This is a genomic window from Sutterella sp. (assembly GCF_052272535.1).
GTDB lineage: Bacteria > Pseudomonadota > Gammaproteobacteria > Burkholderiales > Burkholderiaceae_F > Sutterella.
This window is the reverse complement of sequence record NZ_DAVZJY010000116.1, coordinates 1-7659: the sequence shown is the minus strand read 5'-3', so window position 1 is coordinate 7659 and position 7659 is coordinate 1. Positions and strand designations below refer to the sequence as shown.

The window sequence follows — 7659 nt, the reverse complement described above, 5'->3', positions numbered from 1 at the left end:
CGAAGCGACCAACAACAAGATCAAGCTCATCATTCGGAAGGCCTACGGCTTCCGTGAGGTGAAGAACCTCATCGACATGGTCGATGCTCGTCTGCTCGAACCTGAGGATTCCTCTTGAGCATCGAGAGGGTAGAGATGGCAAGAAGCGCTCAGGACATTTGATACGGTATTTCCTCATGGCTATCCACAACTATGCCTGAAGAGCCATTTTTTCGTCCCCGCGCCGGGCCCTTAGAATGCATCAACAGCATTCCCGCCGCGGCAGGGCGGCGCCCGGGGGAGCCTCCCCCGTCGAACGCCCGCGCCGCGGAAACATTCACTTCCGTGTTGACATTCATGGGCAAGACCATTCACCGCGGCGACTATCGCGCGCCGTCGCACCTTGTTGAAACGATCCGGCTCGAATTCGACCTCGACGCCGACGAAACGCTCGTCAAGAGCACGCTTGAAGTCCGTCCGAACCCCGAGTCCGCCGATCCCTCGGCGCCCCTCTTTCTGAACGGCGAGGACGTGAAGCTCGTCTCGGTCGCACTCGACGGGCGCGAACTGCACGAGGGCGAATACACCCTCGACGCGCACGGCCTCACGATCCCCGGCGTCACCGCCCCCGCGTCGGTCGAGATCCGCAGCACCTTCAGCCCGAAGGCGAACACCGCACTCTCGGGCATCTACGCCTCGGGCGCGAACCTCATGAGCCAGTGTGAGGCGCAGGGGTTCCGCCGCATCACCTTCTTCCCGGACCGCCCCGACGTCCTCTCGCGCTACACGACCGTGATCCGCGGTTCGACCGAGACCTATCCGGTGATGCTCTCGAACGGCAACCTCACGACCGAACGAATGCTCGACGACGGACGGCGTGAAGTCACCTACGTCGATCCCTTCCCGAAGCCCTGCTACCTCTTCGCCCTCGTGGCGGGGCGGTTGGTCTCGCGCGCCTCGAAGTTCGACCTCAAGGACGGCCGTACGGTGGACCTCTCCGTCTGGGTGGATCCGCAGGACCTCGACAAGACCGAGCACACGCTCGAGAGCCTCAAGCGCGCCATCCGCTGGGACGAGGAGCGCTGGGGGCTCGAGCTCGACCTCAAGGACTTCAAGATCGTCGCGACGAACGACTTCAACTTCGGCGCGATGGAGAACAAGGGCCTCAACATCTTCAATGCGCGCTGCGCGCTCGCCAACCCCGCCGTCGCGACCGACGCGGACTATGAGCGCATCGAGGGCGTGGTCGGCCACGAGTACTTCCACAACTGGACGGGCGACCGCGTGACGCTGCGCGACTGGTTCCAACTCACGCTCAAGGAGGGCCTCACGGTCTTCCGCGACCAGGAGTTCACTGCCGACATGCTGGGCGAACCCTCCGCGCGCGCCGTGAAGCGCATCCGCGACGTCGAGTACCTGCGCGCGGCGCAGTTCGTCGAGGACGCCGGCCCCATGTCGCACCCGATCCGCCCCGAGAGCTACCAGAACATCAACAACTTCTACACGGTGACCGTCTACGAGAAGGGCGCGGAGGTGATCCGCATGCTCCAGACGCTCCTCGGGCGCGAGGTCTTCCGCAAGGGCTTCGACCGCTACATCGCCGTGAACGACGGGCACGCCGTCACGTGCGAGGCGTTCCTCAAGGCGATGGAGGAGGCGTCGGGACGCGACCTCTCGCAGTTCGCCAACTGGTACGCGCAGTCGGGCACGCCCCGCGTCACCGTGCGCACGAGCTGGGACGCCGCCGCGGGCCGCCTCACGCTCACGGCCGAGCAGACCACCCCGGCGACGCCGGGCCAGCCCGTGAAGCGCCCCTTCCTGATTCCCTTCCCCGTCGCCTTCCTTTCGGCCGCGGGCGAGGAGCTCCCCGTGCGGCTCGCGGGCGAGGCCGACGATCCGCTCCCGGGCACCCGCATGTTCGAGCTCACCGAAGAGCGCACGACCTTCGTCTTTGAGGGCCTCGCCGAGAAGCCCGTCCTCTCGCTCAACCGCGGCTTCGCCGCGCCGGTGATCCTCGACGCGGGGCTCAACGACGAGGAGACGGCCTTCCTCGCCGCCAACGACCCAGATCCCTTCAACCGCTGGAACGCGATGAACCGGCTCCTCATCGACGCCGTGCACGCCCAGACGCGCGCGAAGCTTCTGCGCCAACCCGAGGAGGTCTCGCCCCTCGTGATCGGCGCGGCCGCGCAGATCCTCAAGAACCCGACCCTCTCGCCCGCCTTCAAGGCGGTCGCCCTCGCGATGCCGGGCGAAAAGCTCGTCGCCGAGGAGGATCCGCTCATCGACCCGCACGCCGTCCATGCAGGCTGGGTCGCCGTGCGTCAGGCGCTCGGCGAGAAGAACCTCTCGGCCTTCCTCGAGACGGCGGCCGAAATGGTGGTTGAGGGCCCGTACGAGCCCACGCCCGAGAAGGCCGGCCGCCGCGCCCTCCGGAACCTCGCGCTCGGCTACGCCCATGCGGCCGGGTCGCCGCGCGCCGCGATCATGATCAAGGACCAGTTCCACGAAGCGACGAACCTCACGGACCGCCTCGCCGCACTGCAGATGATGGCGAACTCGCAGACCCCCGCCAAGCAGGACATGGAGGTCGAGGCGCTCAAGGCCTGGTACAACGAGCCGCTGCTCATCAACAAGTGGCTCACGATCCAGGCGACCTCGCCCTCGTTCCCGGGCGAGCCCCCGGTGCTCGAACGCGTGAAGGAGCTCACGCGCTGCCCGTTCTTCTCGATGAAGAACCCGAACAACGTGTACGCGCTCCTCTGCGCCTTCTTCCAGCAGAACCCGTCGGAATTCCACCTTGCCGACGGCTCGGGCTACGCCTTCTGGGCCGAGATGGTGCTCGAACTCAACCGCATCAATCCGCAGGTGGCCGCCCGCGCGGCCCGTGCGCTCGACCAATGGCGCCGCTACACGCCCGCGCTCTCGCGCCGCATGCACGAAGCGCTCCTCTCGGTCGAGGCGAAGAAGAGCGAGCTCTCGCCCAACGTCGCCGAGATCATCGAGAAGGCGCTCGCCAATCCCCTTTGACTCCACCATACGACAGAACAGAAGGAAAACGTCGTGACTCCTCTTTCACTGCAAGAATTCCTCGCGCGCGAAGAAGCGCTCGCCGGCTCCGATCCGGTTCTCTCCCGCCTCCTCACGGGCATCTCCGAAGCCTGCAAGGAGATCTCCGCCAAGGTCCGTGAAGGCGCCCTCGCGGGCGTGCTCGGCCTCGCCGGCAGCGAGAACGTCCAGGGCGAAGAGCAGAAGAAGCTCGACATCATCTCGAACGACATCTTCGTCGAGGCCGTCGCCCGCACGGGCGCCGTCTGCGGCATGGTAAGCGAGGAGGTGCCCGAGCCGATTCCCGTGCCCGAAGCGCTCCCGCTCGGCCCCTACCTCGCCTGCTTCGACCCGCTCGACGGCTCGAGCAACATCGACATCAACGTCTCGATCGGCTCGATCTTCGCGATCCTTCCGGCCGAGCGCCCGAAGCGCGTCCCCGAGGCCGCGCAGTTCCTGCAGCCCGGCCGCAGGCTCGTCGCCGCGGGCTACTGCATGTACGGCCCGCAGACGATCCTCGCCCTCACGCTCGGCCGCGGCGTCTTCCTCTTCACGCTCGACGACGTCACGGGCACCTTCCGCCTCACGAAGGAGAACGTGACGGTGCCGCGCGAGGCCGCCGAGTTTGCGATCAACATGTCCAACGAGCGCTTCTGGGAGAAGCCCGTGCAGCGCTACATCGCCGAGCTCCTCGCGGGCAAGGACGGTCCGCGCGGGAAGAACTACAACATGCGCTGGATCGCGGCGATGGTCGCCGAAGTGCACCGCATCCTGATGCGCGGCGGCGTCTTCATGTACCCGCGCGACTCGCGCAATCCCGCGCGCGCCGGCAAGCTCCGCCTCCTCTACGAAGCCAACCCGATGTCGATGCTCATCGAGAACGCGGGCGGCGCCGCGACGAACGGCCACGGGCCGATCCGCGACATCGTGCCGCATGAGATCCACGAACGCGTGGCGGTCTTCCTCGGCGCTGCCGAGGAGGTCGAGACGGTGACGGGCTACCACGCCGGCTGACGCCCGCCTCGACGAAGCACGTTCACCACCCACCGCGCCGTCCCGGCCTTCCCTGAGGCCGCGGGCGGCGCTTTTTCATGGAGGCGGAGCCATGCCGCTCCAATCCGTCTTTCAACTCTCCACGCTCAACGCCGTGATGCTCGGCGAATTCGAGCCCGCGATGACGGTCGCCCAACTCAAGCTCAAGGGCGACCTCGGCATCGGCACCTTCACGGGACTCGGCGGCGAGCTCATCCTGCTCGACGGGAGCGCCTGGAACGGCACCCACACGGGCAAGGCCGTTCCCGTCCCCGACGAGACCGGCACGCCCTTTGCGTGCGCCGTGAGGTTCGCCCCCGAGCGGGCGGCCAAGCTCGGCGCCTTCGCGTCCTTCGCGCAGCTGCGCGCCGCGCTCGACGGCCTCCCCGAGGTGCGGGAGGCCCGCAACCGCATCACCGCGCTCCATCTGCGCGCCGCGAAGGTCCGCGCGGTCTTCCGCAGCTTCGCGCCCGCGCCGCCCCCCTGGAAGCCGATGAAGGAGACGCTCTTCATGCAGAAGGTGACGGAGATGCCGCTCGAGCTCGCCGACGTCGTGGGCTTTCGCTTTCCGGCGCACCTCGAAGGCGTCAACATGCCGGGCTGGCACCTCCACGTCCTGAGCGCTCCGGACGCCGAAGGTCGCCGCTGGGGCGGGCATCTCCTCGACCTCGCCGCGCCCGCGGGGGCCGAGGCGCGCCTCATGACCGCCCAAGGGCTCCACATCGCCTTCCCGACGGGCGATGCCGGCAGACTCTTCGACGCGCTGCCCTCGAATCGGACCTGCGGGAGGTGACCACGGCGGCCGAGGGCTGAAGGCCGCTGCAAGCACGAAAAAGCCCCGCAGGAGACGCGCAGTGGCGCGCGCCGTCTGCGGGGCCGTCCGTCGCCCGGACCCAGGTGGATCCGGGAGGCGCGTCCTCTGAAGGGAATCAACCGAAGAGTTCGCCGAAGAGCTCCTTCTTCTTCTTTTCGTCCTTCACCTCGCCCTCCGAGGCGGGCAGCACGTTCGACACCTTCTTGTCGATGTCGAGAAGGCGCTGGCTCACCGCGTTCTGGGCGGCCGCCTGCTCCTCCTTCACCTGGTCGCGCAGAATCGCGAACTGGCGGTCCTGCGCGTCGGCGCGCTCTCGCACGAGCTTCTCGATCTCCTCGTTCTTCGCGACGATGAGCGCCTCGAGCTGGTCGAAGCGGGCGCGGACGTCCTTTCCGAGCTCGACGACGCGGCTCTTGTCGGCGTCGTCGGCCGCCTGACGCGCGATGCGGGCGTCCTTGTGCGCCTGACGGATCTCCACGACGACGCTCGCCTGCTGCCAGATCGTGTAGAGCATCAGGATGGCGATCACGACGGCGAAGGAAACGACGACGATGATGCCGAGCGGCGCCTGGATCTCGTCGAAGACGAGGTTCACCGTCGTCACCGTCGAAAGCGTCGTCCAGTTGATGATGAGGAAGACGGCGAGCAGCACGAGGATGAGCATCATGGCGAGTGTGCGCAGCTTCACTTTGTTCTCCTTGCGGGTTGGGTCCAGAGGCCCCGAAAATTCGGTCTTTTTATAATACTCGGAGGGCGGACCGTCCGCCCTTTTCGTCAACACTACAGAAGAGTTCCTCCATGAAGTCCGATCCCCGCTTTCCGCGCCTGCACATCGTCGACCACCCGCTCGTTCAGCACAAGCTCTCGCTGATGCGCGACAAGCGCACGAGCACGCGCGACTTCCGTGAACTCCTCAGCGAACTCGCGATGCTCATGGGCTATGAGCTCACGCGCGACTTCCCCGTCGCCCTCGAAGAGGTCGAAACCCCCGTCGCCCACTGCTGGTCGCCGATGCTCTCTGGCAAGAAGTGCGTGATCGTGCCGGTGCTGCGCGCCGGCCTCGGCATGTCCGACGGTCTGCTCGCCCTCATGCCCTCGGCGCGCGTCGGCCACATCGGCCTCTACCGCGACGAGAACCACCGTCCGGTCGAGTACCTCGTGAAGCTGCCCGCGCAGCTCGAGAACCGCACCTTCATCGTCGTGGACCCCATGGTGGCGACGGGCTACTCGGGCGCGCACGCCGTGGACGTGCTCAAGAAGCGCGGCGTGCCGGGCGAAAACATCCGCTTCATGGCCCTCGTCGCGGCTCCTGAGGGCGTCGAGGTCTTCTCGAAGCTCCACCCGGACGTGGACCTCTACGTCGCCTCGCTCGACGAGAAGCTCAACGAGAACGCCTACATCGTTCCGGGTCTCGGCGACGCGGGCGACCGCATCTTCGGGACGAAGTAGCTCCGGCCCGAGGCGCCCCTGCGGCGCCTCACGAAGGCGAAGAGGACGCGCGGTGCGCGTCCCTTTTTTTGTCCGCCGTCGCCCTCTTTTTTGAACACGAAATTCTAGTATTTACCCTAGGTTTAAGCCGGCTATAAGGTTTTGATGAGGGATTTCATACGCATATACGCGTATTTGGCACGACGTCACTTCGCCGGAAGGGGTGTAGACCCATCCAAACACTTGATGAATGTCAAATCCATTGAGGACCGGTCCGTTCATCATTCGGGCCGAAGCAAGAATTTTTCCGCGCCGTCCCCCCGTAGCTGCGGGCGTGCGGACCGCGGATGCCTCAATCTCTCAAACTTCTAGGACCAGTCAAAAATGACGACCCCTGATTCTGTCAAGTACGCGCATACGCCCTCCGCCACGGACAACGTGTGGGGCGTCGGCCTCAAGGACGCCAAGCGTCAGAGCAAGTGCACCGCCCGCCTCGACGTGGCGCAGTCGGTCACCGGCCTCATCCTCGGCATCTTCCTCTTCTGCCACATGGCCTTCACGGGTTCGGTGAACATCTCCAAGGAGCTCTTCGCCAACCTGATCGCCACCTCGGGCGGCGTCTGGCTCAACGGCCAGGACAACCACTGGATGCACGTCCTCTTCGTGGGCTTCATCTTCCTGTGCGTGATCGTCCACATGTTCTGCGCGCTGCGCCGCTTCCCGACCTCCTACAAGAAGCTCCATGACCTCCGCGCCCACGTCAAGCTCGTGCACCACTCCGACACGACGCTCTGGTGGGTCCAGTTCGTCACGGCCTTCTGCCTCTTCTTCCTCGTGTTCCCGCATCTGATGACGATGCTCACGAACCCGGGCGGCTTCGACCCGAACCTCATCGGCGTCCACACTTATCACAACGGCCTCATCTACACGTTCTTCTTCCTCGTGTGCACTGAGCTCCACGGCATGATTGGCCTCTACCGCCTCGCCGTTAAGTGGGACATCTTCGCGAAGAACCCCGAGTACAAGATCATGGACCAGCGCGCCGCCACGGACCGCACGGGCTTCCGCAAGGCCATGGTTGTCGTCGCCTTCCTGATGATCGTCGGCGGCTCCATCACGATGTGGACCAACTACTCGATCGGTGCTGATCAGGTCGCTGCGAACGCCGAAGCCCAGCGCTTCGAAATGCCTGAAGGCGCTTCCTGGTTCAACCACGCGAAGTAATTCGACCGACTCCCTCCCGTCGTTCTCCTTTCGCTCCCGGGGCTCCGCCCTTCCGGACGGCCCCCATCCAACAGGGAAGCGAGGCGATGGAGAAGAAAAGCTCCCGAAGTCCGAAAGGACCCGGGAGCTTTTTT

Annotated in this window: 7 protein-coding genes; 6 read left to right on the top strand and 1 reads right to left on the bottom strand. The window is 65.7% G+C overall.

All coding sequences use genetic code 11. The features are described 5' to 3' along the window. The 4 genes from ACT6Y9_RS06985 to ACT6Y9_RS06970 all read left to right on the top strand — a co-directional run. Positions 1-118, top strand: a 118-nt coding sequence (locus ACT6Y9_RS06985; protein ID WP_443743997.1) for a transposase, incomplete at its 5' end; no start/stop codon positions are given. A 218-nt stretch (positions 119-336) separates the two neighbouring features. Next, positions 337-3009 carry an aminopeptidase N gene (gene pepN, locus ACT6Y9_RS06980; protein ID WP_443743996.1) on the top strand — a complete coding sequence of 891 codons (2673 nt, stop codon included), beginning with the start codon at positions 337-339 and terminating at the stop codon, positions 3007-3009. 33 nt (positions 3010-3042) lie between these two features. Continuing rightward, positions 3043-4041 (top strand): class 1 fructose-bisphosphatase, encoded by a 999-nt coding sequence (locus tag ACT6Y9_RS06975; RefSeq protein WP_295476877.1) that lies wholly within the window; start codon positions 3043-3045, stop codon positions 4039-4041. 91 nt (positions 4042-4132) lie between these two features. Further along, entirely contained in the window at positions 4133-4852 is a 720-nt protein-coding gene (locus ACT6Y9_RS06970) for an acetolactate decarboxylase (RefSeq protein ID WP_443743995.1), read from the top strand. 136 nt (positions 4853-4988) lie between these two features. On the opposite strand, the gene ACT6Y9_RS06965 is transcribed toward ACT6Y9_RS06970, so the two are convergent. Continuing rightward, positions 4989-5561: a LapA family protein gene (locus tag ACT6Y9_RS06965; RefSeq protein ID WP_443743994.1), complete on the bottom strand. Its 573-nt coding sequence runs from the start codon at positions 5559-5561 to the stop codon at positions 4989-4991. Between the two features lie 110 nt (positions 5562-5671). Here ACT6Y9_RS06965 and upp point away from each other — a divergent pair, with 110 nt between their 5' ends. Together upp and ACT6Y9_RS06955 are read left to right on the top strand one after the other, a co-directional pair. Beyond that, positions 5672-6322 carry a uracil phosphoribosyltransferase gene (gene upp / locus ACT6Y9_RS06960; RefSeq protein WP_295476882.1) on the top strand — a complete coding sequence of 217 codons (651 nt, stop codon included), beginning with the start codon at positions 5672-5674 and terminating at the stop codon, positions 6320-6322. Positions 6323-6685: 363 nt separating this feature from the next. Then, positions 6686-7525, top strand: a complete 840-nt coding sequence (locus tag ACT6Y9_RS06955) for a fumarate reductase subunit C (protein WP_295476884.1) — start codon at positions 6686-6688, stop codon at positions 7523-7525. The last annotated feature ends 134 nt before the right edge of the window (positions 7526-7659 follow it).

Excerpts from the sequence above, each read along its gene's own strand:
- ACT6Y9_RS06955 (WP_295476884.1), top strand. The coding sequence starts at position 6,686 with ATGACGACCCCTGATTCTGTCAAGTACGCGCATACGCCCTCCGCCACG.
- pepN (WP_443743996.1), top strand. The coding sequence starts at position 337 with ATGGGCAAGACCATTCACCGCGGCGACTATCGCGCGCCGTCGCACCTT.
- ACT6Y9_RS06970 (WP_443743995.1), top strand. The coding sequence starts at position 4,133 with ATGCCGCTCCAATCCGTCTTTCAACTCTCCACGCTCAACGCCGTGATG.
- upp (WP_295476882.1), top strand. The coding sequence starts at position 5,672 with ATGAAGTCCGATCCCCGCTTTCCGCGCCTGCACATCGTCGACCACCCG.